Origin of the sequence: Streptomyces sp. NPDC021020, from assembly GCF_044333285.1 — a bacterium.
GTDB lineage: Bacteria > Actinomycetota > Actinomycetes > Streptomycetales > Streptomycetaceae > Actinacidiphila.
This window is the reverse complement of sequence record NZ_JBIRQQ010000007.1, coordinates 1-23,968: the sequence shown is the minus strand read 5'-3', so window position 1 is coordinate 23,968 and position 23,968 is coordinate 1. Positions and strand designations below refer to the sequence as shown.

The 23,968-nt window shown below is 71.8% G+C and carries 13 protein-coding genes; 2 read left to right on the top strand and 11 right to left on the bottom strand.

What is annotated here, in order from left to right; translation table 11 throughout:
• Positions 1 to 334 precede the first annotated feature (334 nt).
• The 8 genes from ACH4SL_RS21485 to ACH4SL_RS21450 form a co-directional block, all read right to left on the bottom strand.
• On the bottom strand, positions 335 to 1,567 hold the full coding sequence (locus ACH4SL_RS21485; protein WP_398447856.1) for a DUF2399 domain-containing protein: 1,233 nt from the start codon (positions 1,565 to 1,567) through the stop codon (positions 335 to 337).
• On the bottom strand, positions 1,567 to 6,486 hold the full coding sequence (locus tag ACH4SL_RS21480) for an SbcC/MukB-like Walker B domain-containing protein (RefSeq protein ID WP_398447854.1): 4,920 nt from the start codon (positions 6,484 to 6,486) through the stop codon (positions 1,567 to 1,569). The genes ACH4SL_RS21485 and ACH4SL_RS21480 overlap by 1 nt, the downstream gene beginning before the upstream one ends.
• An 89-nt stretch (positions 6,487 to 6,575) precedes the next feature.
• Entirely contained in the window at positions 6,576 to 7,880 is a 1,305-nt protein-coding gene (locus ACH4SL_RS21475; protein WP_398447852.1) for a DUF2398 family protein, read from the bottom strand.
• A complete protein-coding gene (locus tag ACH4SL_RS21470) occupies positions 7,877 to 9,412 on the bottom strand; it encodes a DUF2397 family protein (protein WP_398447850.1) in 1,536 nt (511 codons plus the stop codon). The genes ACH4SL_RS21475 and ACH4SL_RS21470 overlap by 4 nt, the downstream gene beginning before the upstream one ends.
• A gap of 158 nt (positions 9,413 to 9,570) precedes the next feature.
• Positions 9,571 to 10,917, bottom strand: a complete 1,347-nt coding sequence (locus ACH4SL_RS21465) for an AAA domain-containing protein (protein ID WP_398447848.1) — start codon at positions 10,915 to 10,917, stop codon at positions 9,571 to 9,573.
• Positions 10,907 to 12,406 carry a hypothetical protein gene (locus tag ACH4SL_RS21460; protein ID WP_398447846.1) on the bottom strand — a complete coding sequence of 500 codons (1,500 nt, stop codon included), beginning with the start codon at positions 12,404 to 12,406 and terminating at the stop codon, positions 10,907 to 10,909. Before ACH4SL_RS21460 ends, ACH4SL_RS21465 begins: the two co-directional genes overlap by 11 nt.
• The gene (locus ACH4SL_RS21455) at positions 12,403 to 13,542 is read right to left on the bottom strand and encodes a hypothetical protein (RefSeq protein ID WP_398447844.1); all 1,140 of its coding nucleotides are present in this window, start codon (positions 13,540 to 13,542) and stop codon (positions 12,403 to 12,405) included. Before ACH4SL_RS21455 ends, ACH4SL_RS21460 begins: the two co-directional genes overlap by 4 nt.
• Positions 13,543 to 13,587: 45 nt before the next feature.
• Complete coding sequence (locus ACH4SL_RS21450) at positions 13,588 to 14,412, bottom strand: hypothetical protein (protein WP_398447842.1); 825 nt, start codon at positions 14,410 to 14,412, stop codon at positions 13,588 to 13,590.
• 124 nt (positions 14,413 to 14,536) lie between these two features.
• Here ACH4SL_RS21450 and ACH4SL_RS21445 point away from each other — a divergent pair, with 124 nt between their 5' ends.
• A complete protein-coding gene (locus tag ACH4SL_RS21445) occupies positions 14,537 to 15,859 on the top strand; it encodes an exonuclease SbcCD subunit D (RefSeq protein WP_398447840.1) in 1,323 nt (440 codons plus the stop codon).
• Positions 15,856 to 19,020, top strand: a complete 3,165-nt coding sequence (locus tag ACH4SL_RS21440; protein ID WP_398447838.1) for an AAA family ATPase — start codon at positions 15,856 to 15,858, stop codon at positions 19,018 to 19,020. The genes ACH4SL_RS21445 and ACH4SL_RS21440 overlap by 4 nt, the downstream gene beginning before the upstream one ends.
• A gap of 126 nt (positions 19,021 to 19,146) precedes the next feature.
• Here ACH4SL_RS21440 and ACH4SL_RS21435 read toward each other — a convergent pair whose 3' ends face one another.
• From ACH4SL_RS21435 to ACH4SL_RS21425, 3 genes are read right to left on the bottom strand one after another with little or no spacing between them, the layout of a single operon-like run.
• Positions 19,147 to 21,828, bottom strand: coding sequence for a Helicase associated domain protein (locus ACH4SL_RS21435; protein WP_398447836.1), 2,682 nt, complete (start codon positions 21,826 to 21,828; stop codon positions 19,147 to 19,149).
• A gap of 2 nt (positions 21,829 to 21,830) precedes the next feature.
• On the bottom strand, positions 21,831 to 22,295 hold the full coding sequence (locus ACH4SL_RS21430) for a hypothetical protein (protein WP_398447834.1): 465 nt from the start codon (positions 22,293 to 22,295) through the stop codon (positions 21,831 to 21,833).
• Positions 22,292 to 22,837: a hypothetical protein gene (locus ACH4SL_RS21425; protein WP_398447832.1), complete on the bottom strand. Its 546-nt coding sequence runs from the start codon at positions 22,835 to 22,837 to the stop codon at positions 22,292 to 22,294. The genes ACH4SL_RS21430 and ACH4SL_RS21425 overlap by 4 nt, the downstream gene beginning before the upstream one ends.
• Positions 22,838 to 23,968 lie beyond the last annotated feature (1,131 nt).

Genomic DNA, 23,968 nt, shown 5'->3' with positions numbered 1-23,968 from the left:
TGCTGGAGCAACTGGGGTAAGGGTTGAACACGATGCTGCCGCACCACGCGGTGACCGCCCCCCGACCGGCGCTAGGCCCTTGAGCAGACAGGGCCGCCACCATCACGCCGTCGGCCGGCCCCGGCTGCACTGCCTCCCCAGCCGTCCCGGGCCTCGCGCGGTGCCGCCCGTACTGCCCTGCCTCTACACGACCGGTCCCATCTCGTCGCACCGGGACCAGTGGATCAGTCCCTCTCGTGCCCCCGGGGATGAGAACCCATGCCCCGCATCGTGATCGCCTGCGTCGACCGCAGCGCGTGCGCCCCCGGCCCCGGAGGGCAACGGCACGCCCTGGTCACCGGTGGTCGTGCGGTAGCAGTCGCTCCAGGACGGCATCGTGTTCCTGAAATACCGTGTGTCCCGCGTCTCGCAGCACGTCCCCGAGCCGCAGGTCCAGCCCCTCGGTCGGCAGCGGGCCCAACGGTACAGCGCAGGGGCGGTGGGCCGCGTCGTGGACTGTGGCCAGGTCCATGGCGATGATCTCGGCACCGTAGGTGCGGGCGACGGTGTGGGCGATGGCGAAGCCGGGTCCGTCGAGGTCGCCCGCGTAGCGCAGCGCCACGCCTTGGTCCAGGGCCAGTTGCAGCAGTGCGTGGTCCACGGCGCGCAGCTGGCCGCTGGTGCACGCGAGCGGGGCGGTGTGCCCGCGCACGAGCGCGGCCTCGAGGACGGAGGGGTTCTCCACCACGGTCAGCACCTGGCCCGGGTCCAGGTGCGGGGGAGTGCGGGTCAGGTCGAGCAGGTGCAGCGCCACCGGGACCGCCGCCTCGCGCAGGCGCCGGTCCACCGGGCCGTGGCCCACCGCGGCGACGCGGTGCAGCAGCACTGTGGCGGTGAGCCGGTCGGCCACCACGCCTACGTGCTCGAGCAGGGCGCGGATCCGGTCGGGTCGGGTGGGTTCCTCCGCACCGGCGAGTTCGGCTGCGAGGGTGACCAGCCGGGCGCCCGCCGCCGTGTCCAGGTCGAAGAAGTGCGGGTCGCCGGCGGTGTCGTGGGCGAGCTTGGGAAGCGAGACCGGCGGGTTGGCCGGCAACTGGTCCGCCACTGCGGCCAGGGCGTCCACCAGGCGCCGGACCTCGTGCTGCGCGCCCTGGCTGATCCCGGCGGCACGCATGCGCGCCAGCACCGCCGGAAACCGGTACAGGCGTGTGGCAGCGTACTGCCACACGTCCTCGCGCATCGCGGCAGAGTTCGCCCGCTCATGGGACCGGTTGACCACCGTTCTTCCCACTGCCTGCTCGACCAGCGGCACCAGGTCCGAGGGCTCCAGCGACAGCGCCTGGAGCAGCGCCCGTACCGGCACCACCGTCCCGGTGGCGGTCACCGTCACCGCGCTGGTGCCGCGCCGAACCTGCTGCGCGCTGTCCAGCCACGACCGCAGCGCCGCGACCGCGGCTGCCCCCAGCCCGGGCACGCGTACGCTCGCCAGCGAGGCAGGGACCGTCCCGCCGCAGAGCCGGTCGTGGACCGCCTCCCACAGCGGGGCGAGCTCCGCATCGGCCGCAACCCACTGCCACGAGCCGCCCATCAGTCGACCGTTCCTTCGCCGCAGCCCAAGTCGAGGTCCAAGGTGAGGGGCTGGGCCTCCCCCTGGCCCTGCCACAGCCACGGCACCGTCACCCGTTGCTGCCCGCTGGCGACGACCTGGTGGATCACCACCCGCCCCGCTTCCTTCTTGATCACCGGAGTCATCGACGGCGCCGTGGCCAGGACGTCGAACTCCCAACGCCGCAGCAAGCCCAGCATCTGACGCAGATTCGCATCGTCGAATGCCGCGTCGAGCTCATCGATCGACAAGAGCCTGGGCCCGCGGTAGTCCCCGCTGTACATCGACCACGCGGCGGCCAGCAGCGGCAGCATTGTGGCCAGGCGCCGCTCCCCCGTCGACAAAGTCTCCAGCGGGTTCGCGCCGCGGGGCTTGACCTCCTTGAAGTGGTCGCCATTCCCGTCGCCGAACGAGGCGTGGGTCACCGAGATCTTCCACTCGTGCCAGGCACGGTAGTCGAACGTGTGGGCGACACGGTCGGTCCAGGTGTCCCCGATCGACTCCTCCATCCGCTGCCGCAGAACGTCGTACATACGCTCGAACATCTCGTCTGAGGGCGGACTCTTGACCAGCTCCACCATCGCCTGCGCGTCCGCGTCGCCGCGTACCGCCCACTCAACCTTCACCCCCACTCGAGCGACCCCCGTGCGTACCCCCTGTAGCGTCGTGGTGATCTGCCGGACCAGCTGCTGCGCCAGATCCTGGCGGACCTGCACGTCGCGCTGCAGCTGGGCGAACATGCTGGTCTTGATGGCCTTCTTGATGTCGGCACGCAGGTCCTGCTCCAGCTGGGTGGCGGCAGCGCGCAATGCCTCCACCGCGGTGCGCAGGTCCTGGCCACGGGCTGCGGCAGGATCGGCGACCTCACAGCGCTGCCACGCGGTCCCGGAGACGTTGGTGAGGATGATCTGCCGGTTGAACTTGGCGAGCGTCCCATTGGCGGTGCGAGCGGTGCCCTCCAGGTGTTTGAGCGCGCCGTCACGCACGCGGGTTGCTGTCGCGAGGCGGTCTGCCCCCACCGCCGCCGTGCCCGCGTTGCTGGCGCGGTCGGTCAGCAGATGGCGGGCCCAGGCGAGGCCGGCGGTCAGGTGCGCCGGACGGCCCTGCGGTCCGGTGGGGATGTCCTCGCCCACCACGGCCAGGCCCTCTTCCACGAGCCGGCCCAACTGCGCGAGGCAGGAGTCACGGTGCTGCTCGGCAGCCCGCCGCAGCGGCGCGACCTCATCGAGCCGTGCCTGGGCGGACGCCGCGTCAGCGGTGGCCTGCTCCTTAGCCCGCTGCAAAGTCGCCGAGCGTTCCCGGGCACGCTCCAGCGCCCCGGTGACCTCCGCCAGCGAGGCACGCAACTGCTCGTACTGGGCCCCGTACACTCGCCGCATCTCCTCCACGGCCGACTTCTCCCGCTCGGCTGCCAGCGCGTCCCGCTCCGCCTGCGCAGCGGCCTGATCCGTCAGGCCCTGCAGCCGACCAGCAGCGTCCGCATCGTGCCGCGCCCTGCGCACGAGATCGACCACCCGCGCACCGGCACCACGCCACGCCTCGACCTGACGCTGCATCACCGTGCAGTCCTCGCGATGGGCGTCCACCGTTTTGGGATCCGTGGGCAGCATCGCGCCGCCTCCTGCGTCGGCGGCACGGTGCAGGGCCCGCAGCGTCTGCCGCACGGCATCGCCGGCACGGCGGTGACCCTCGCGGTGATCGGCGACACGACCGATGGCCTGCTCCAGGCGTCCGGCCGCGTCGTCCTCACGCTGCTGGGCCGAGACGACCTGCTCCAGGGACGGGAAAGAGGCCGCCTCGGAATCGGCTCGCTGCTGAGCCGCTTTCGCGTCCTCCCACGCACCACGGCTGGCGGTCGCGGCCTCGGCCCGCTCGCACTTGGCGTCATCAGCGCGCCGCAGCGCTGTCTGTGCCGCCGCGGCGACCTGCTCGGCGTGCCGCACCTCCTGGACCTGCAGCTCCAGGGCGGCACGACGCCGCGCCGCCCCCTGGTCGAGAGCCTGCACCGCCTGCGCCAATTGGAGCTCGGCAAAGCGCACGTCCCTAGTGCACTGCTGCTGTGCCTCCTGCACAGCGCCGAGCAGACCCTGCCACGTCCCACGGGCCTGCTCCCATGCCGCGGGAGAGGGGAAGCGGTCACGCTCCGCAGCAGCAGCGGTCACCTGGGCGCGGAAATCCACCGTCACCTGGCGCAGGTCGCGCGACACTCGCTGCGCGTCGTCGAGTTGTCGCTCCAGATCGGCCACCTGCTGCAGCCGGGCGCGTTCGCGGGCGCTTTGCCCGATGAACCGGGCACGGTACCCGGCGGGCGCGACTGCGGTCGCCACTGCGAAGGTGATCTGGTCACTGACCGAGGGGTCCACGGCGACGGAACACAGCAACTGCTCGATCACCTCGGCGGGGACCTGGCCCCGTGTGTCGGGCCGCAGTGCGTCGGCCAGGCTCGCACCCGGTGCCGGGGCCGCTCCCGGGTGCAAAGTGACGTCCCCGGCCACCGTCAACCCGTCCGCACGGACCAGCGCGTCCAACAGGCCGCTGACCAGCAGGGCCCCCTCGAGCCGGTCCCTGGCGTCGTCGGCCACGCCGTCGGCGAAGTCCAGCAGCGCCCACAGCGGGGTGCCGTCCTGCGGCTGCCGACTGCGCCACCACGGCGCCGTCGGCACCGGTGCCGCCTGCCGGGCCTGCGCCAGCTGCTGCTCCAACGCGTAGACCGACTCCTGCGCCCTCGTGGCGGCCTGGTCGGCACTGTCCACCGCACGCTGCAACTGCTGCGCCGCTGCCGCGTGGGCGCGTTCGAGGGCCACATGGACGCGCGCCACCGCCCGCACGGCGCCGTCGGCGCTGCCGTTCTCGGCGGGCTCCGCCACCGTGGTGGTGTCGATCAACTGGGTTTCGCGCCGCCACACGCCGACCAGGCCTCGCCACTGCTCCCACGTCGCGGCCACAGCTGTTTCACCCTCTTCGGCTGCCTGTCGGGCATTGGCGACGAGAGTGTCCGCCTGCTCCTGTCGCCGCCTGAGGGTCTGCCGGTGCTGTTCGCGAGCCAGTTCCTCGGCCGCCTCCTGCTCCTGGTCGTCCTGCTGCGCGGCGTGCAGCGCCTGCGCGGCTTCGTGTGCGGCACGCTCGTCCCTTTCCTCCTGCGCACGTGCCGCCTGCCAGGCGCTGGTCGCCTGCTCGGCCACGGCGAGGTCCGCGGCTGCCTGCCGCTGCCGGCCCGCGGTGTCGATCCTGGCCCGGGCCTCTCTCACCGCCTGCGCCAGTGCCGCCGTCAGCTCCCCGGGGACGAGGCGTTCCCCCTCGCCCCGGCCATCGCGCACCAGCAGATCGACGGAAGGCCCGCGCAACTCCACGGAGTCATCGGCCCAGAGCTGGACGTCCTGCAGCAGCGAGTCCTCGCACGCTGTCCTCGTCTCGGCCGCCCGCTCCGCAGCGCCGCGATCCGTGTCCTCGTCGTCCTCGGCCACGCGCAGGTCTTTGGCCGCGGCCACTTCCACCGCCTGCGCCGCAGCGTGGTCCTTGAGCGCGGTCTCCACCTTTCGCACCTGAGCGCTCCTCATCTCCGCCCAGGCCAGAGGCGCCGCGCACACCTCATCGAGCGGTGCCTCGCCCGCCGCCTCGCCCTCGCCCCGGCACAGGCGCCCGTCGAGGAGCAGAAGCCCTTCCAGTGCGGCATCGGCACCCAGCCGGCCGCCCACCAGCCGCAAAGGCCTGGACACCGAGGACAGGGCGCTGCAAGCGGATGCGACGCTGCGCGCTGACTCCCAGGCGCACTCATGAGCCTTGGCGGCCTCACGGCTGAGGTCGGCGCTGCTCGCGGCCGCGTTGCGCGCGGTCGCCTCCAGCTCCAGCGCCCGCTGCTCACGCTGCGGCAGGACAGCCCCGGCATGGCCGCGCAACTCCTCCTGCACGGCCTCCTTGCGTCCCTCGAGTCCCTCGATCTCGGCCCGCGTGTCGGCCAGCTGACTCTCGGCCTCCTTGCGCTGCGCAGCGGCGTGCTGCGCCTCCTCGCCCGCCCGGCGCTCGCGTCGGGTCTGATCGTCGAAGCCGGTGTTCGCGGCGATCAGCGCCGCTGCCTCGACCACCGCCACCGCCTCCACGTAGCGGTAGTAGGAGCGTTCTGCGTCCGTCAGCAGTTTCTCCTCCGCCCGGGCACGATCCAACTGGTCCTCGAGCTCGGAGATCCGCTCCATCGCCTGGGCGATGACCGTCAGCCGCTCACCGTCCAGCGCCGGCAGGGCGCTGGACAGCAGCCGGCCCATCTCCGCGGCGGAGATCGCCTCAGCCGTGCGCACGCTCCGCAGGCTGCGCAACACCCCCACCAGTGCGTCGAACTGCACGTCGTCCAGGGGTGCGAACAGCTCCTCACGTACTGTGCGACGGTAATCCTGCTCATCGCCGACCACGCGAAGGTGCTCCGACAGCCGCGCCCGGTTCGAGGCCGCCGAGGTCCCGGACGAGGTGAACGCCTGCCCCTCGCACGCCTCCAACTGCGCCGCGAGATCGCCGATGCGCACCGGCTCGCGTTCCGTCTGCAGCCGCAGCTGCCGCCCGACGCGCCCGCGTGCGATGAAGAACACCCGCTGCACCGTCTTGCCGACCGCCCGCAGCCACAGACCGGTCGTCACGTGCTCGACGGTCCCGCCTTCTGAGCGGCGCCCGTACTCCAGCCACCAAACACCCGTGCGGTCCCGGTCCTCGTCCCAGTCGGTGTGCCTGCTCAGCAGCGTCCCCGCCGCCTTCCCCGACACCGACAGGGCCGTCTGCGACACGTCCGCGTCCAGCAGAACCGTCACCAGCATCGACGCCGACAGGGACTTGCCCGACCCGTTCGGCCCCGCCAGCGTTAGCCACCCGTCGGCGAACAGCAGCTCCTCCTCGGCCCAGGCCCAGGAGTTGACCACACCCGCCCGCGTGGGCTGCCACCTGCCCTCCGCGACAGGCACCCCCAGCCCCGCGGCTTCGCTCCCGGCGCCCCCATGTCCAGTGATCCTCATGCGTCCCCCTCATCCGGTTCGATGCCGTCGCCGTTCGCCGCACCGTGCTGCGGCTCCTTCGCCGTGCGGGCGGCATGCGTCACCCGCACCCGCCACAGGTGCACCCCGGGCGTGGGCCGCCACTGCTCCTCGCCCTCCCCGGCGACCGGTGTCAGCAGGCGCACCGCCACCAGCTCCTCGATCGCGGCCCGCGCCAGCGCGGGAAGCTGCATCCGGTGCCCCGCAGCCCAGTTGGGAACCGTCTCACGCACCGTCTCCAGCAGGTTCACCACGTCCTCGACCCGCAGCGGGTCCCGTGCCGCGTGCTGCTCGGCCAGATACGCCAGCAGCGCCAGCGCAGCCTGGCGCTCCATCCGCCGTCCGGTGGGGAAGTCCAGTGCACTGCCGAGCCCGGTGGGATCGGTGACCTCCCACCAGTCCCGCCGCACCGTCACCCCAAGGCCCAGGTTCGCCAGCAGCGCCAGCCCCCGCTCGCGACCGGCCAGCGTGTGCAGGTACGCCGTCCCCGGCGTCACCTCGTCGAAGGGATCCACTGCGGGGTCGTCCACCAGCCGCCGCAGTGCCTGCAGGCGCCGCTCCTCCACCGGCGCGCCCTGCTCGGGCTCCACCGGCACCGGTTCCAGCAGGGAAGCGGCCGACAGCGCGGTAGCGTGCTCCGTCGCAGGGAGGCGATCCAGGCCCAGCAGGGCGGGCGAGAGCGAGGAGAACCGTGCCGCCAGCCGGTCCCGCGAAGCGGTCACCACCATGTCGGCGTCCTCGTCGAACACGACCCGCTCCACGTCGGCGTCCGTCTCCAGCGAGCCCTCGGCCGCGAGCACCTGCAGCGCGTCCACCAGGTTCTGCCGGTGATACCTGGCCTGCTGCTTCGACACCCCCTCGCCCGCCACCCACGACACCTGCGGCAGCGTGCCCGTAGCCGCCTCCTCCGCGCAGACCTGCGCGAGCGCCTGCATCAGCTCGCGCACACTCATCCGCGGCCGGCGCCACAACTGCTCACACACCAGGCACACCAGCAGCAGCGCCTCCTGCGACAGCAGGACCCGCCGCCCCCGCTCGCGCGCAAGCGAAGGTCCCCGGTCCCCGGGGACGTCCGCGCGCCGCTTGTGCACCCGGACCAGCTGCGCCACCTCCAGCACCTCGCACGTCCAGCCCAGCTCCGAGCGGAACAGCGCTGCGAGCGCCGCCTGCCCTTTGACCGCGGTCCGGTACAGCTCCGGCTCCGACTCCGGGCGAAGACGTCCCCGGTCCACCAGCACCCGCGCCGCCTCGCGCAGATCCGCCTCCAGGACTTCGCCGCTCATGCCACCCCCCGCACCGTCGCCCGGTGCCGTCGCTCGCTCGCTTCCACACAGATCCTCAGGTCAGGACCGGTCAGCACGCCCTCGGCCAGTGCAACCCGCACCTGACGCCCCGCCACTCCCGGCCGCACCCGCACCACCACGTTGGCTCCCTCGGCCACCGCGGCACCGCAGCCCGCTTCCTGGTCGAACTCCTGCAGCGCCGTCTCCACCGCCCGCAGCAGGATCGTCACCGCGTCCGCCGGCAGCCCGGCGAAGTGATCGAGGCCCACCTCGCCAGGGGTCACCAGCAGGCCGGCGAACCGCCGCCTGCGCAGGACTTCCTCGCGCGCCGCTGCCAGCGCGCTCTCGCGGTCGGCGGTGGTGTCGGCCACCTTCCGGGGCCTGCCGCTGGGCCTGCCCACCCGTTCGTGCTCCCGCAGCGTCACCTCCACGCGGCGCACCGCGGTGCCCGCGGCGGCCACCGTCGCGTGGGCCACGTCCTCCTCGGCCGGACCGATCTGGGCGTGCCATGCGGGCCAGTCGCCGAACGCGGCCCCGTACACCCGGCGCGCCTGCCGCTCATCACTCTGCCGGTGCAGACTGCGGGCAAGGGAACGGAAATCGGCCCCCAGGTCCGCGCCCCGCCGGCGGGCCGCGTAGCGGCGGTCGATCGCGATCAGCAGCGTGTGGACGGCGCCGGTCGCCGAAGCGATCAGCCGGTACACGGTCCCCTCGGGGGTGAACCAGGCCTCCAGGTCGGCCAGACGCCGCAGCCGCTCGTCCACCCAGCGCTGCTGCTCTGCGGCATCCACCAGGCCTGCGTGCACGGCTGCCGTCTCGACGACGGCCCCGTGTCCCACCTCGCGCAGTGTCGTGAGTGCGTCTTCTACCCGGCGCAGCGCTCGCCCGTACTCGCGGGGGAACTGCCGCAGTGCCTCCAGCACCCGGTCCCGGTTCCTGCCGAACACGTTGTCGTCGGTGACATCGGACTGGACCATCTGAGCCAGCGCACCGTAGAAGTCCGCCGTCACCCGCTGCAGCTCGTCGATGCGCGTGCGGATGTCGTCCAGATCGCCCGTCAGCAGTCCCGGATCGGACTTGAAGTTCTCCACTAGCCGGCGGACCGTGTTCTCCACGCCGTCCAGCAGCCGGGTCGGCAGCTGCAGTGCACGGCGGGCATCCAGCACGGCTGCCCGCACCGCGGCGACGACCGCCCGCCCCCGAAGTGTCAGCGCCCACGACTCCTGCCGCGATATGACGCCGCGGTAGTTGCGCACCGGGGCCGCGTAGTCCCGGAACGGCTTGGCCAGCTCCCACCTGGCCACCTGCTCGAGCAGCGCCAGCAACTGCTCCTCGGTCAGTGGATCGTGGAAGCCCACGGCGCGCATCTGCTCCAGGATCTGTGCCGGCGTCCACATCGGGCCGCGCGTGGAGAGCTCCTCCAGCGCTGCCAGCAGGGACGTGTAGCGCTCCCGTACCAGGTCCTCCGGCAGAGCGAACACCGTCCAGTCACTGGACAGGACACTGCGCCACCACTGTCGTGCCGGATCCATGCCACCCCCTCGTTTCGATGCCATTCCGTGTGTGCACACGCCCCCTAAGAGAGGTAGATCCCCCCGCCCGGGAGATGGCTGCCGGTTTCCGAGGGGCGGAAGGAGCTCCCGAGGAGGCAGCCACCCGCCTCCTGAGCCCCGCTCGGCTCACCCCGTGTTCATGCGGCGATCCGGTGCTGGGCGAGTTTGGCCAGGACGACCTGGTTGGCCTCCCACCCGTCGGGGAACTTCGCCGGCACCGAAAGGTGCACGGGGTCGGTGGAGGGATGGGTGTCCAGGAGGTCGGTGATCCCTTCGCGGGCCACGACGATGCAGGCCTGCCGGTGCCTGGAGGCGAGCACGCACAGCCGTCCTGCCTCCAGGTGGAAGGCGGTGGCGTCGCGGCGCCCGGACAGCGGATGGACGACGATGACGACCTCGAACTCGCGGCCCTGCAACCGGTTGGCGGTGTCCACCGCCACGCGAGCGGCCTGGGGGCCGCCGGCGCGGGCGAGCACGGTGCGCACCAGGTCCGCCTGGTCGCGGTGGGCGACGCCGACCGCGATGTCCTCGGCCTGTAGCGGCCGGCCGCCGGGGTGGCGTTCGCAGGCTGCCACCGCGCCGCGGTGCAGCAGCCGGGCGGCGATGTCCGCGGCGGCCTGCAGCGTCTCGGCGTCGGTGCGCGGCACGTGACGGCGCGGCAGTTCGTGCAGCGCCCAGCCGGTGGTGAACGCCATCGCGAGGGTCTCGTCGACGCAGGTGTTCCCGAACCCGGCGGTGGCGAACTGAAGGGAGCGTGCGCCCTGCGCGGTGCCGGCGCTGAAGCCGGTGAACGGGTAGAACGCCTGGGAGACAGTGGGAGCGGCGGACGCGGGCAGGCGCCAGGACACCGGCAGCCGGTGTACCGGGGTGCCCGGATTGTGTTCGAGCATGACGGTGACGCCGTTCTGCGTGGGGTCGTGCGGCAGCCCGATCCAGCGCTCCGTGTCGACCATGGTGAAGGGGTCCAGCTGGCCGGGATCGCCCACGAACAGGCCTCGCTCGAAACGCGGGTTGATCTGCAGCAGCATGTCCGAGCGCATCTGATAGGACTCGTCCAGGATCGCCCAGCCGAAAGTGGCGTCACGTACGGTGGCCCACTTGGCGGCCGTGCCGACGATGACCTGGCAGCCGCGCAGATCGGCCAGGGTGCGCCCGATGGCGGCGTTCGCCAGGCCCGAAAGCGCCGGTGCCGGCGTGTAGGTGCTGCTGCTGAGCCGACCGACCGTCATGCCCGGGTGGGTTGAGGCGATGCGCTCGATCAGGTCGTCGACCTGGTTGTTGGTCTGGGCGACGATGATCGGGTGCTCACCGTGGTCGGCGAGCTCGTGGGCGGCCCTGACAACGAGGGTGCTCTTGCCGGCGCCGGGAGGCGAGTCGACGACGACGGCCCGATGCCCGGGGTCGGCGAGGTCGGCGAGGATCCCCGCGGTGGCGGCCGCGGCTTCGGCGGCCGCCACCCGTGTGGTGGAGTCGTCAGTCGTCATGTCCCCAACCCTCTGCCGCGTCGTCCTGGGAAGTGGTGCTCTCCTGGTCGGGCCCGGCGCCGTGGTGCGTCCACGCGGTGCCTTCGTCCGCGGGCCACTGCGGGCTCGGCCGCCAGCCCGGGTCGGGCAGGTAGGCCAGACGCTGCCCCAGGACCGGCACGCTTCCGGCCTGGGGGATGCGGGCGCGGCCCATGCCACCGGTGACCTCCACCACGATCAGCGTCGCCTCGCCCTCGGGCTGCACGGAGACGATCTGCGCCTTGTGGCCGGCGGGCATGTCGGGACTGATCAGCCGGGTGCCGGGCGTCAGCCGCACGGGGTCCTCGGTGCGCACGGCAACCAGCGGCCGCGGGAGGCGCCGGTTGCCGGCACCGATCTGGACCCGGCCCGGTTCGGCCTGCGTGACCGGCCCCGCGAACGCTTCCCCGACGCTGCGCCGGTCGGCCAGCACGAACGGGTCGTCGAACGCCTTGTCGGCCTCGAAGCTCTCCAGCGCCCGCTCCAGCCGGCTCAGCCGCCGTGCCGCGCCGATCGCGGTGTCCCGCTTGCGCTGGGGCAGCGCGGTACCGGAGTCCTGGTAGTCGCAGAAGCGGGTGAAGGCAAAGCAGTCGTCCTCGAAGCGCCGGGCGGCGCGGGGCGCCTGGGGCACCGAGCGCAGCAATGCGACGGCGTCCCACACTATGCGCCAGGTCGGGTGGACCTGTTCCGCCACCAGTTCCCGCAGTTCCTGTTCGGCGGCGGCCAGCGCCTGCTCGTCCTCAGCGGTGTCAAAGCGCTTGATTGCCGGAGCCAGTTCGCGGTTGTCGAACTGGGGCGAGGTCGCCGGTCCGGCCGGTGGGCACACGTCCGGGTTCTCCGCGTCGGCCATGGCCTGCTCGACGCCGACCCCCGGCGGCGGGGCTATCCAGGCCATGAGGGAGGCGAGGTTCTGGTCCTCCAGGGAGCTCTGTCCGGTGGCCCAGTGCTCGGCGAGCAGGCCGGTGACGGGCAGCAGCACCGAGGTCCCGGCCTGCTCGGCCTGCTCGACCAGGAATGTGAGCCACCTGCCGAACTCGGGCACGACCTGCGGGACGGCGTAGGGACCCGACGTCGAACGGAACCGACACATGCGCCCCAGATCGGCGAGCGCCTTGATGCCGCCGGGGTTGGGGACGAGGATCTGCGGCGCGTCGGTGTACCGCGACTTGGCTCCTTCGCCGCGGCGGTCCTGGCGGAAGGAGTCGATGTACTGCGTCACGATCTGCCCCAGGTCGGCGGCGAACGCGAAGCGGTGGTCCCGGTTGCGCGGCTGGGGTACGACCAGCAGCGTGGGGCTGCGCCGGGAGGTGCCCGCGATCGCGGCCAGGGGCGCGCCGGCCTCCCCGGCCATCGTCAGCGGGACGATCACCAGCGGCCGGTCCGACAGGCGCCGGTGGCGGAACGCGGTCAGGGGAACCACCTCCATCGCCTCCATTGCCTCCGCGCGCGCCAGCGCCGAGAGCATGCTCATATCGACCCTCCATCGGTGCCGGTCAGTTCGGCCCGCAGTTGTGCGGCGTGGCGCAGCGCGACGGCCATCTCGCTCTGGTCGGGCCCGGGCGTCAGCTGGCCGCGCGCCAGGCCCAGCACCATGGTCGTGGTGTCGATGCCGCCGAACTGCTCGCGCACGGCCGCGCCGAGCACGTCCAGCGACGCCCCGGTGCGGGCTCGCGAGCGGCAGTAGAACGCCATCTCGCAGTGGTTCAGGCAGTCCGGGCGGTACGTCGCGTCGACCTCGTCCAGTGCAGCCACGAGCTCGGCGGGAGGCCGCTGCGGCCGCGTGCCGTCGAGGTCCAGGTCGAAGGTCAGGCCTTCGGGGAGCAGCGCGACCAGGTCGCCGACCCGCTCGAGACGCGACAGTTGCCGGGTCAGGGTGGCGACCTGCTTGCGGGCGTCGACGAAAGCCGCGGTCGGGCGGTTGGTGAAGTCCTTCGGCGTGACCAGGACGACGTCGTCGGACACGGCCTGCGGGCCGATGCCCGCGCGTGCGAGCAGGTCGCGCAGCGCGATGATGTACGCGCAGGCCTGCGTGGTCGCCGAGCGCACCTGCGCGGGGTCCGCCTGACCGTCGATGATGGGGAAGCTCTTGATCTCCACGACGTGGAAGCGGTCGCCGGCGCGGAAGGCTACCAGGTCCGGCTCCAGGTACGCGTCGTGCCCGGCGACCTGCAGGCGCAGCATTGGGCGGTCGTACAGGGTGGGGGCTTCCTCGCCCCGGGCGGCAGCCACCATCAGCTCGCGGGTGTACTGGTAGCGGGACTCGGGTCGGCCGTCGCCGCCGTAGTCGTTGAGGTCCGCGTAGCCGACCTCGGGGAGCGTCAGGCCCAGGGTCTCGCGCAGGAGGCGCAGCAGTTCCGCGCCGCCGTCCTCCTTGGCCAGCGCCTCGAACACGTTGCCCCGGGCCAGGGCGAAGGACGACTGGCCGAAGGCGGACGGGTAGCCGGCGTGCTCGGCGATGGCGGCCTTGTCGGAGCCGGAGGCGTCCAGCAGGGCGCGCAGCGTGCAGCGTGGGTTGTTCTCCAGGGCGGCCAGCGCCCGGGCGGTGTAGGCCCGGCGCGGCGCGGGGCCGCGCAGTACGGCCAGGCGGTCGTCGACAGGTGCTCTCACGGTCTGGGGGTCCTTGCGGGGAGGGTAACCACGGAGGTGTGGCCGTCAGGCGCGTGCCTGCAGGCGGATGACGCCCTGCGGGGGCGCGCCGAAAAGGAGTTCGTCGTCGTTCAGCTTCTTGCGGGCGCGTCGTGCCGCCGTGGCCCGGGTGGCGCGGTCGGTCTCCTGGTGCACGTCCAGCTCGCTGTGGGCGGCATCGATCACACGCTGGGGGTCCGGTGAGCTCGCCCGGCCTACCGTGGCAACGGGCGCGGCGTCGGGGATGTTCATCGCGAAGCGCCACAGCAGCCGCAGCGCCGCCGCGCTCGGCGGGCTCTGCGAGGCGTGCACCGTCTCGGCGACGCGCACCGCGCTGCGCAGGAAGTTCACGCGCGGCGACAGCGGGCCGACGAGGCGCTGCTCCGGATCCCAGGTGCTGATCGTGATCAGTGCCCGCACTGGCGTCAGCAGGTCGTACGCGAGCGCCGGGCACAGGTAGTACGGCCGGGCACCGGGGCTGGAGCGGTACGAGCGCTCCTCGTCTCGGCGCAGGCTGGAGAGCTTGGACGCGGACAGTTCGCCCGGGAAGAAGGCCTCGTGCACCCCGACGATCAGCTTGGGCGCCGCCGGGGTCTGCAGCAGCGTCAGGGCCCGGTGGACGTGCTCACGCGCCGGCAGGCTCGCGCCCCGGGCCGCGGGCCCCGCAGTAGGGGCGACAGGCGGCTCGGCTGACTCGTCGGTCTCGACGAGGGTGTCCCAGGCCCGCTCCGCGCGGCGCAACTGGCCACGCAGCTCGCCGGCGCGCTCGGTGTCACCGGCGGCGGAAGCGTCGCGGATCGCGCGGCGCAGGGCGCTGATGCTCTTCTCCAGGGCGTCCAGAGGATCACTCATGCCGCCGACCATACCAGACTTCCATTCTCTTCCAGATTTTTCCAGAGTACCGGTGTATGGTCAGTGGCTCCGAAGCCTCCGGCATCCGCGCCGAGACCGCAGACCGTTTCCCTTGGAGAGCCCCGTGACGGGACGCGTATTCCACACCTCCGACTGGCACCTGGGGCGCCAGATCGGCCGCTTCCGCCGCGATGGCGAAGTCGACGCCGTCCTGGACGAGATCACCGCCATAGCCGCCGACTTCGCCCCCGACCTGATCGTCCACAGCGGCGACCTGTTCGACAGCTCCCGCCCCGGCCTGGACGACTTGCGCCGCGCCGCGCACGCCCTGCGACGCCTCGCAGAGATCGCCCCCGTGGTCGTGGTCGCCGGCAACCACGACACCCGCAACGTCCTGGCATTCGTGGAGTTCGTCCTCAACGACATGGGCACCCGCGACACCGCCGACATCCGGGTGCGCTTCGCGGCCGACGCCCGCCCCGAAGGCCTCCTGATGGCCGACTACCCCACCCGGGACGGGGAACTGACACTGCGTATCGGCGCCCTGCCCTACCTGCACCCCAACCGCTTCACCTACGACTTCGCCGACCCGCACCTGCTGACCGCGACGTACGCCCAGCGGATGCGCGCCGTCCAGGCCGACGTCCACCACCGGCTGACCGCCGGCCGCGGCGCCCGCGACGTCCTGGTCTTCGCCGCCCACCTGTTCGTCGAAGGCGCCACCCCCTCCCACTCGGAACGGCAGATCTCTATCGCCTCCGACTACGCGATCACTCCCGCCGATATGCCCGACGTCGCCTACGGCGCCCTCGGCCATATCCACAAGCCCCAGGCCGTCGACCGCGCCGGATTCCCCGCCCGCTACGCCGGCAGCCCCCTGCAGATGGACTTCGGCGAGAGCGGAGACACCAAGAGCGTGGTCCTGGTCGAGGTCGGCCCCGGCTCAGCGCCCCGCACCGAACTGGTGCCGCTGACCGCCGGCCGCCGCCTGGTGCGCCTCGAAGGCACCCTGGACGAGATCGAGCAGCGTGCCGCCCGCGTCGGGGACGCCTGGGTGAAGGCAGTGGTCAACGTCGACACCTTCACCCCGGGCCTGGCGGACATCCTCGCCCGGATGCTCCCGCAGGCCACCCTCGTCGACATCGACGAGCGCCGCACCGGAGCAGGCGACCGTGTCTTGGACCGGCAGACCTCCCGCAGGGAACTGCCTGCCATCGAGGACCTGCTGCGCGACTACCTGTCCGGCCGCGGCACCTCCGGTCCGGCGCGGGACCGCGTCATGAAGGCCTTCGCCCACCTCCAGGCCGAACCCGACCTCGACGACCCCGCACCGTGCTGCGAGGAGACCCTGCTGACCGCAGTCATCGCCGGCACGCCCGTGACCGCCGTCGACCCCTCGCGCCTGCTCATCGGCACGGACACCACCGCAATGGAGGCGAAGCGATGAAGCCGCTGACACTAGACCTCACCGGATTCCGCAGCTACCCCACGCGGACCACCATCGACTTCACCGGCAGGAGCCTGGTCGCCGCCCTGGGCGACACCGGCGCCGGCAAGAGCAGTCTGCTCGACGCCATCACGTTCGCACTGTTCCGCAAGAGCTCCTGGGATGCCAGGGAACCGCGCCAGCTCATCGCCGACGGCGCCCAGGCCATGAGCGTCGAGCTCACCTTCCTGCAGGGCGGGCAGCGCTGGCAGGTGCACCGCACCATGCATGCCAGCAACCCGAACGCGGGACGCCACCATCTGGCCAACCTGGACACCGGCGAGCAGGTCGACAGCGCCACCGCCGTCGACGCCCGCGTCAAGGCGGTGCTGCAGATGGGCTATGACACCTTCCTGCGCGTGGGCCTGCTCCCACAGGGCAGGTTCGACCAGCTCTTGACCGCGCCACCCAAGGAGCGCAGCGAACGCCTGCGTGAACTGTTCGGAGCCGAGTCGCTGGAGTCGGTGCAGCAGCTGGCCGCCCGCCACGCCCAGACCCTCAACGGACTGCTGATCCAAGCGAGGGCCAAACGCGACCCCATGCCGCAGGACCCGGCTCAGGCCGCAGCCGAAGCCGCCGAGGCCGCCGATGCGGCAGCCGCCCGCGCCGAGTATCTGAACGCCGCAGTCGAGCACATCACCGGGCTACAGGAAGAGGTGACGGCAGCACGCGAGACGGCAGCGCAGGCGAACACGGTCGCCCAAGACCTGTCCGAGCACACCGTGGCCAACGCCGACGCCGTGCTGGACGCGCTCGAGCCCCTCGCCGCAGACATCGCCAAGCGCTGCGACGCAACCCAGCGCAGCATCGACCAGGCCGACACCGACGAACGCGCCCTCGCCGAGGAGATCAACGCGGCCGACGCGGCAGGGGAGAGCCGCGACGCCCTCGCCAAGGCCGCCACGACCCTGAGCACCCTCGCGGCCGACGCCCACGGGCACCGCAGCGAACGCGACCGGCTCACCGCGCTCACCGACCAGCTCGCAAACGAGGACGCTGCCCTCACCGCCGCCGAGGCCGATCTCACGGCGCGAACCGCACACAGCGAGCCGCTGGCAGCGCAGGCACGCGCGGCCGCGCAGAGCAGCCGCGAGATCCGCGACCACGCGGCTGCCGCACGCACCCTGCTGACCGCAACCCTCACGGCAGCACAGCACACCGCCGACACCGCCGCCGCCCACGCCGCCGCCCAGCACAAGGCCCACAACGCCCGGGCCGACGAAGGCCGCCGGGAAGAGGACGAGCAGCGCGCGAACGCGGACCACGACGCCGCCCGAACCCAACTGGAGACCCTTAAGCGACACGACCAGGCCGCTGCCGTCGCCGCCGACCTCCACCCCGGCAGCGACTGCCCCGTCTGCCACCAGGAACTTCCCCCCGACTTCGAACCAGCAGCAGCCGACGTCACCGCGCTGACCGCAGCCAGAACCCGTCTGAAGGAGGCCGAAACCGCCCGCGACACCGCCCGCCGCCGGCTCGCCCAAGCGAACGGCGCGTTGCAGGTCGCCGAGCAGGCCGTGCTCGACCGCGCCGAGGAGCACCAGGACGCCCAACACAAGGAGCACAGCGCCGCCATCACCGCGGCACACAGCTTCCAGGATCTCGCGACGCGGACCAACGACGCCTTCGACGCCGCAGCGGCAACGGCCACCCTGACCGCACTCACCACCGCGATCCGCTCCGCCACCCCCCACAGCGACCAGACGACCGCACCGATCACCGGCGCGATCACCGTCTGCGAGCAGGCAGCCGAAGCAAAGGCCGAGAACCTGTACACCGAACAGCTCCGACAGGCCGCAGCCCTGGAAGCGGACCGCAAGACCCTAGACGGGAACCGCACATCCCACCAGCGCAGCACCACAGAACTGAAGACAGCCTTCGAGCGTCACACCCGCGCCCTCGCCAGAACCGTCGCCGACGCCCGCGCCCTACCAGCCCGCTTCCGGGCGACGCTGCCTGACGAGACGATCACGGTGACCGCCGACCAGGCCGCCGCCGCGGCGGCGGCCGTGGACGCCCGACGCACCGAACTCCAGGAGCTGACCGACCGCAGGGAAGCAGCACGCGAGGAGAAGATCGGGCTCCTGGCCGACCAGCGCGCCCTCGAAAACGAGCACCGCACCACGGTGGAACGCCCGCTGAACGACCTGCGCGGCCATCTGGACGCCTGGGCCGGGGCAGCCGGCCGCGCCATCGCACACCTCGACGCATCCGCCCACCACCAGGTCCCCAAGACCCCCACCGGCGCCGGGATCACCGAGATCCGCCAGTACACCGTCGACCTCCGGACCACCGCATCAGCCCTGGCCGGGACGCTGACCGAGCGCACCAACAAGGCCCGAACCAGGGCGGAAGCAGCAGCCACGGACCTGCGCCGGCACGCTGCCACCCTCACCGACGTCGACAGATTCGACCCCGCAGCGGACCTGACCAACTCTCAGGCGGTCCACCCCCTTGTTGCCGCGGCCGCCCGCGCTGCCCAGGAGGAACAGGACCAGCGCGACAAGCAGCTGCAGGCGCAGGATCTGATCCAGCCGGCCGCCGACCTGGACTACGCCATCGCCGCAGCCACCGCCCGCCACGAGGCATTGGAAGTCCTGCGCAGGGAACTGGTCGACGCCAAGTTTCTGGGCCACCTCACCATGCTGCGCACCCAGGCGCTGCTCGGCGTCGCCAGCGACATGCTCGGACAGATGTCGGACGGTCAGTTCGGCTTCGCGGAGAGCTTCGACATCGTAAGCCGCAGCTCCGGCGTCGTCCACCACCCGAACCGGCTCTCGGGCGGCGAGAAGTTCCTGGCCTCCCTGGCCTTGGCCCTGGCGCTGGCCGAGCTGCACTCACGCAGCGGCCCCGCTCTCGGATCGCTCTTCCTCGACGAGGGCTTCGCCGCCCTGGACACCACCGCTCTCGACGCGGCCCTGGACGTCCTGCGCACCCAGGCTGGCGGAGACCGCCTGGTCGTGGTGATCAGCCACCTGCATGCCGTCGCCGAAGCCGTCGACGACGTGCTGTGGGTGGAACGCACCAGCTCCGGCTCCAGCGCCCGCTGGCTCACCGCAGCCGAACGCGACGATCTGGTACAGGCCGACCTGGCAAGCGGCCTCCAAACCCTCGCACCGTAGACCCCTGGAGTGCCGTGCCTGCTCCGCTCTTGAAGCCCAACTCGCGCCGTACCTCACCACCCCGCCCCCGCGTCCCTGACTTCGCCCCGGACAATCGCCACAGAAGACGGACCTTGCCGATGACCGTCAGATCCAGTCGACGCCGAGCTTTCGTAGTGCGTCCAGTTGTTCCGTGGTGAGTTTGTCGCGCCTCGCGCGGATGTTGGAGATCCATACGCCGAGCTTGACGGTCACCGGTTCGGTCTGGCCGTCGACCGCGATCGTCTCGGTGTGTGCGCGGGGTACGGGCCGGTCGGTGCCTTCGCGTTCCACCCACTGCGTCAGGGCTGCCAGGCCGCGCTGGAACGCCTGCGCCGCCCTGCCCGCCCCGTTCGCCGCGCCCCCGGCTGCCGGGGCGGGAGAGGGGGTCACAGGGGCGTTGATGCCGAGCGCGGTCAGCCGTTCCTGCTGCTCGGTCGAGAGCTGCTTCCAGGTGCCGGGTTCTTGTTGGCGCCAGCGCCATTTGCCGAGGTCGTCGCCGTCCCAGATGACGCCGGGCGCGAGGTAGGGCAGTCCGCCTTCGTCTTCGACGATGTCGGCGAGCACCCGGTAGTGCCGCTGCCAGTCCAGTGGCCAGGGGCAGTTCCAGTCGGGGTCTATCTCCGCGAGCTGCGCCGCGCGGGCGGCGGCCCGCTCCGGGTCCTTGCCGAGTCCGTTCTTGGTTCCCTTCCTGCGGAGGTTGGCCATGTGCTGTCCGATGGGCACCATCGTTTCGCCCTCACCCCACACCGCGTCCTGGCGCGGTGCGAGATGTCCGGTGGCCCGCCGGTAGGACCGCAGGACGGACAGCTTGGCCTCCCACGCCTCCTCACCCGGCTCCCAGACCATTCCGGCGGCCGGTGCGTCCAACAGCTCCTTGCGGCGCGGCTCCAACTCCCCGGCCCGCGCCGCCTTCCTCTGCTGGTGCACCCACCTGCCCAGCGGGAAGTCCGTCGTCACGCCGACCTCGGTCTCGGTGTCGTACGGGACGGCGTACAGGCCGGTGATGCCGTGATCTTTCCGCCAGCGCAGGAGGGCCTGGTAGCCCTCCAGCCACACCAGCGACTCGGGGCGGTAGACGCGGGTGCGTAGGAATGCCGCGATAGTGGCCGCGTCGCGGGGGCTGGCGAAGTTCAGCAGCGCCGACTCGGCGGCCGCGTCGGCGTGGTCCTGCTCCTGGTCCTCGCCGTCGCCCTTGCTGCCGGCCCCGGTGATCCGCCCGTCCTGGTCACGGTGTATGTGGACCTTGCGCTTCCCCCGGGTGAGAGCGCGGGAGGCGAGTTGCTCGACGAGGCGCTCGTCGTGCGAGCGGAGCCCTCGGAGGACGGCTGCGAGGGGCGCGAAACTGGCGGAGGCGACCATGTCGGTGGGGTCCTCGCCGGGTTCGAGGAAGACGGGCACGATGATTCGGGCGATTTTGGTGGTGCCGTCGGGGCTGGGGCGTAGGGCGCGGCCGATGTTCTGGACGATCTCGACCTGGGAGCCGCGGGTGTCGGCGAAGCAGATCGCCTCGACGCCCCGGATCCCGGTGATGTCGACGCCTTCACCGAGGACGCGGACGCTGGCGAGGAAGGCACGGTGGACGCGGCGGCCGTCGGCGTCGATGCCGTTGGCGAACTGGTGCAAGGCCTCGCGGCGTTCGGCGACGGTGTGGTCGCCGCACAGCCACGTGGACCAGACCCGGTCCGGGGGGACGTGGCGGCCGGCCCACAGATCGTCCGGTTCGGCTCCCATGGGGGAGGGCGGGCGCTCGTCGGCCTGGTCCAGGACGTGCTCGGTGACCGCGTCGGTGTAGAGGTCGGCGGCCGTCTCACGGAGCTTGTCGGCGAACGCTTCGGCTTCCTCGACCCGGTGGTGGAACGTCATCACGGTGCGGAGGTTGAGGCGTGCGGCGTGCTCCAGCAGCGCGGCCTGCAGCAGCGCCAGGCGCCGCCCGCGCCGTGCCTCCTGAGAGATTCCTACGAAGTAGTCGGGGTCCTCGATCTCCAGCACGTCGATCTCGAACCCGGCCAGGACGCCCCTCTCCACAGCTTCCGAGAGCCCCAACTCAGCCCCTGGGAGCCAGGCCCCGAACGTGCCGTCCGGGTCGTCGGCCATGCTCGCGATCTCCAGCTCCGCCCCGTCCGCGCCCTTCTGCGGGCGGGCCGCGGCCAGGATGCGCGGGGTGGCGGTGAGGTAGAGGCGGAAGTCGGCGGGGATGCGGGTGTTGTCGTGGATCGCCGCCCACGGCCGCCCCAGATCACCCGCCGTGCCGTGGGCTTCGTCAACGATGGCGAGGTTGAAGCCGTCCATGCGCTGGCCGTAGAGCCGGTCCCCGCCCGCCAGGGCGGCCTCCAGCGGCCCGCGGACCTTCTCCCGGCCCGATGGGTCCTCGGGGTCCTCACGGTCCACGAGTGAGGCGTACGTGGCGAACGCCACCAGCGGCCCGGACCCGGCCCACAGGGCGAGCTGGATCGGGTTGGTGGTGGTGCGCACGCCCAGTTCGTTGAGCACCGCGTCGTTCTCCAGGGAGCACACGGCGACCATCGGGGAGCGGTGGCCCACGGCCCGCCACGCCTGGGCGGTCTGCACCAGCAGGTCCAGCGTCGGGACGGTGACCAAGATCCTGCCGTCGGGGAAGGACTCCAGCGCGCTCGCAGCGGCCATGATCGTTTTACCGGAGCCGGTCGCGGACACGATGGTGCCCCGCACTCCCCGGGCGGGTACGGATGATCTTGCGGGAAATCCGACCCATTTCCGGACAGCCGCCTTCTGCTTCACCTGGTGTTCTTTGAGCTGAATCCCGGTCACTTCTACACCCCAGCTTCCGGCGTATTCGAAACGTCCACGCTGTCGGCCTGTCCGGCCTTTTCGTCTGTCTGCTGGTGGCGGTGGACGATTTCGGCGAACTTCATGAGCGCGCTTGTGGTGTGAGCGCGTCCCCGTTGCCGGTACACGCTGTCGGCGGTGGAGACCAGGGTGTTGGTCGCCGCGGTGATGGCGCCGTCCCAGCCCTGCCGGTAGGCCTCGCCCTGCTCATCGGGTGCCAGTTCGCACTGCTCCTCGACCCAGCTGTGGCCCCCGGCGACGGCGCTGGCCTTCACCGCGCACACCAGCTGGTCGGCCTCGTCCGGCTCGATTTTAACGGCCGCCAGGGCCGCGAAGATCCGCATGCGGGCGTTGACCTGCATCGTCATGTAGTCGCCCACGCGGCGGCGGGGGTCGGCGCTGAGGTCGGGTGCCGAGGCGGCGCGAATCCCGGGTTCGGGAGTGGTCATCGCCCGCCGTCCTTGTCCCTGGTGGCGTACCGCCAGGCGTCGTGCAGCCGCTCCAGCGCCGTCTCCTCCTGGCCGTGCTCCGCCCAGACCCCTTCGAGCCACAGCGGGACGGTCTCGATCCGCTCGCACAGCACGTAGCAGGCCGTCATGTCGACCAGGACGACTTCCTCCGCGAACAGCCCGCCGGGCCCGTAGCGGGCCCACAGCCGCTCCAACCGGGTGCGGTTGGCCCGCAGGAACTCCTCCAGGACCTGCGGGTAGGCGTCCCTGTGTGCCAGGTGCACGGTCCGCAGTGCGATGCCCACCACGTCCCGGGACTCCGCCTCCCACCGGTCGCCGCTGGTGCCGGTGACGGCCGTGAAGTGCTCCTCGCACACGGCCAGGACACGTTCGACAAGCTCCGCCGGCGCCTCGCCCGCCTCGTCCGCGCCCGCACCTCGGCCAGGAGGCCGGCCATTACCGCTGCGGTCCCCAGGCGGGGCGGGCCGGGCGGCTTCCCCCAGGGCCACGCCGTGGTGGTCCAGGTAGGCCAGCAGGAACACGGCCAGGGCACGGCCGGGGTCGCTGGCGTGCTCGATGAAGGGCCGCTCGCTGGTCCAGCCGAACGTGGCCTGGGGGGCACCCCGCTACCGTGCGGGTCAGGGAAGACGACGGCACGGGTGAAGAAGTCGTCCAGGAGGCTGAGCAGCTCCGGATCCGGACTGTCCGGCTCGCGCCCGCGCACGGTGGCGACGGCGTTCTCCATGATGACGGTCAGGTACCGCCGGCGGGCGTCCTCCAACTCCCGCACCGCGCTGGTCGCGCTCTCCACCAGCCCTGCGGCTTCACCGCTCTCACGATCCCCGCCGCGCCTGGAGCAAGCGGGCCGCCTCCGGGTCGCCCTCAGGGGAGTAGGTCTCCCAACCCTCGCGGGCCATCAGGGACCAGATGCGCTTCAACTCGTTCCGGCGTACCGCCGCCAGCCGGTCCTCCGCGCTCAGCGGGCCCGGCTGATCTTCCCGATTCTCTAGGCCGCCAGCGGTCACCCAGAGTTCGCGAATCCGCTCTGCCGTCAGTCTGGTAACCTCACGATTAATTTCCTTCCGCGCTTTAAAGCGCCTTTCGAAGCCCAGAGAATTCACAGCATCCTCGTTTCCAGAACCCCGTTCCGGCAGCCGGGGATGTCCTGTCCTTCCGCCAAAGGTACATGCTGCATCAGTCTGATGCACCCTCATGCTGGAACCCAACACTAACGAGCGACCCCGCGTAGGACTGTGCGTCCGGACCTGTTCTGAATCGAGCGGAAGGGATCCTGTGCAGTCTCGATGTCGGTGCCGGCTTGTACGGTGTGGGCAGTAGGCCGGTCGGAGATCGTGAGGAACTCGCGGCAACGGGGGTGGGTTAATGGGTCGCCTGAGACCCGGCATTTGAACCAGTCCCCACCCCCATCCCTCAAGGGAGCCGCCCGTTGCCCCGCTCCCTTCTCCCTTGCCGCGGTGACCCGAGCGGAGCGAGGGGCCAGGGCCGCCAGGAGGCGGGCCGTCAACCCTGAAGCGAAGCGAAAGGGTTGGCCCGGCGAAGCCGGGCAAGCCACGCGGAGCGTGGCCTCGCACCCGCGGAGCGGGTGCGAACCGCGAGCGTAGCGAGCGGTTTCGCTTGCACAGCGCGCAGCGCTGTGGTACCCGCTCCGCGGG

Excerpts from the sequence above, each read along its gene's own strand:
- ACH4SL_RS21485 (WP_398447856.1), bottom strand. The coding sequence starts at position 1,567 with ATGGGCGGCTCGTGGCAGTGGGTTGCGGCCGATGCGGAGCTCGCCCCG.
- ACH4SL_RS21475 (WP_398447852.1), bottom strand. The coding sequence starts at position 7,880 with ATGAGCGGCGAAGTCCTGGAGGCGGATCTGCGCGAGGCGGCGCGGGTG.
- ACH4SL_RS21470 (WP_398447850.1), bottom strand. The coding sequence starts at position 9,412 with ATGGATCCGGCACGACAGTGGTGGCGCAGTGTCCTGTCCAGTGACTGG.
- ACH4SL_RS21465 (WP_398447848.1), bottom strand. The coding sequence starts at position 10,917 with ATGACGACTGACGACTCCACCACACGGGTGGCGGCCGCCGAAGCCGCG.
- ACH4SL_RS21460 (WP_398447846.1), bottom strand. The coding sequence starts at position 12,406 with ATGAGCATGCTCTCGGCGCTGGCGCGCGCGGAGGCAATGGAGGCGATG.
- ACH4SL_RS21450 (WP_398447842.1), bottom strand. The coding sequence starts at position 14,412 with ATGAGTGATCCTCTGGACGCCCTGGAGAAGAGCATCAGCGCCCTGCGC.
- ACH4SL_RS21440 (WP_398447838.1), top strand. The coding sequence starts at position 15,856 with ATGAAGCCGCTGACACTAGACCTCACCGGATTCCGCAGCTACCCCACG.
- ACH4SL_RS21430 (WP_398447834.1), bottom strand. The coding sequence starts at position 22,295 with ATGACCACTCCCGAACCCGGGATTCGCGCCGCCTCGGCACCCGACCTC.